The sequence below is a fragment of the Aquabacterium sp. genome (genome assembly GCF_050725395.1).
Lineage (GTDB): Bacteria > Pseudomonadota > Gammaproteobacteria > Burkholderiales > Burkholderiaceae_C > Aquabacterium.
The window spans coordinates 1-1,368 of the sequence record NZ_JBOHHL010000097.1 but is presented as its reverse complement, the minus strand read 5'-3'; the positions used below and the strand labels follow the sequence as shown (position 1 = coordinate 1,368).

Here is a 1,368-nt window from a genome sequence, read left to right as displayed (position 1 = left end):
GGATCACGCAGACCGGCGCCTTGACGCAGGCGGGCGGGGCGGGCGCGGCCACCTTCAACGGCGGGGCGGGCGTCATCACCCTGACGCAGGCGAACGACTTCACCGGCGCGGTGAGCCTGAACAACTCGGGCGCGAACAACGTGGCGGTGACGGACGCCAACGCGCTGGTCCTGGGCACATCGAGCGTGGGCACGGGCACGCTGACGGTCAATGCGGTGGGGATCACGCAGACCGGCGCCTTGACGCAGGCGGGCGGGGCGGGCGCGGCCACCTTCAACGGCGGGGCGGGCGTCATCACCCTGACGCAGGCGAACGACTTCACCGGCGCGGTGAGCCTGAACAACTCCGGCGCGAACAACGTCCAGATCACGGACAGTAACGCGCTGGCGCTGGGCACCTCCGGGGTGGGCAGCGGCACGCTGACGGTCAATGCTGTGGGGATCACGCAGACCGGCGCGCTGAGCCAGGCGGGCGGGGCGGGCGCGGCCACCTTCAACGGCGGGGCGGGCGTCATCACGCTGACGCAGGCGAACGACTTCACGGGCGCGGTGAGCCTGAACAACTCCGGCGCGAACAACGTTGCCGTTACCGATACCAACGCGCTGGTGCTCGGCGCCTCAAGTGTGGGCAGCGGTATGCTGAACATCACGACCGGCGGCACGCTCTCGCAAACCGGCGGTGCGGTCGTACAGGCAGGCGGCGCTGGGGCGGTGAACATCACGGCAACAGCGGCGAGTACCGATATCCAACTCGATACCCAGGCCAACAACTTCAGCGGCGGGGTCAGTTTCCTGACCGCTGGCGGTGGCTACCATGACATCGGCCTGCGCAATGTCAACGGAGGCGCCACGCTGCCCGTACTTCCCGGCGGGCTCAATAACCTCACGATCATCTTCAATACGGCGGCGGTGGATCTGCCTGCGACCACGCTGACCGGCAATCTGGTTGTGACGGCGGGTGGGGCCATTTCGCAATCGGGCTTGCTCGACATCAATGGCACGTCGAGCTTCACGGCGGGCGCGAATGCCATAACGCTGACCAATGCCAGCAACGACTTCACGGGCGCGGTGAGCCTGAACAACTCCGGCGCCAACAATGTTGCTGTTACGGACAGCAACGCGCTGGTGCTGGGCACCTCCGGGGTGGGCAGCGGCACGCTGACGGTCAATGCGGTGGGGATCACGCAGACCGGCGCGCTGACGCAGGCGGGCGGCGCGGGCGCGGCGACCTTCAACGGCGGCGCTGGCGTCATCACTCTGACGCAGGCGAACGACTTCACGGGCGCGGTGAGCCTGAACAACTCGGGCGCGAACAACGTGGCGGTGACGGACGCCAACGCGCTGGTCCTGGGCACATCGAGCGTGGGCA

At 68.1% G+C, this 1,368-nt stretch carries 1 protein-coding gene; it reads left to right on the top strand.

What is annotated here, in order from left to right; translation table 11 throughout:
- On the top strand, positions 1-1,368 hold a 1,368-nt coding region (locus ACREB4_RS21270), incomplete at both ends, for a beta strand repeat-containing protein (RefSeq protein WP_431590233.1).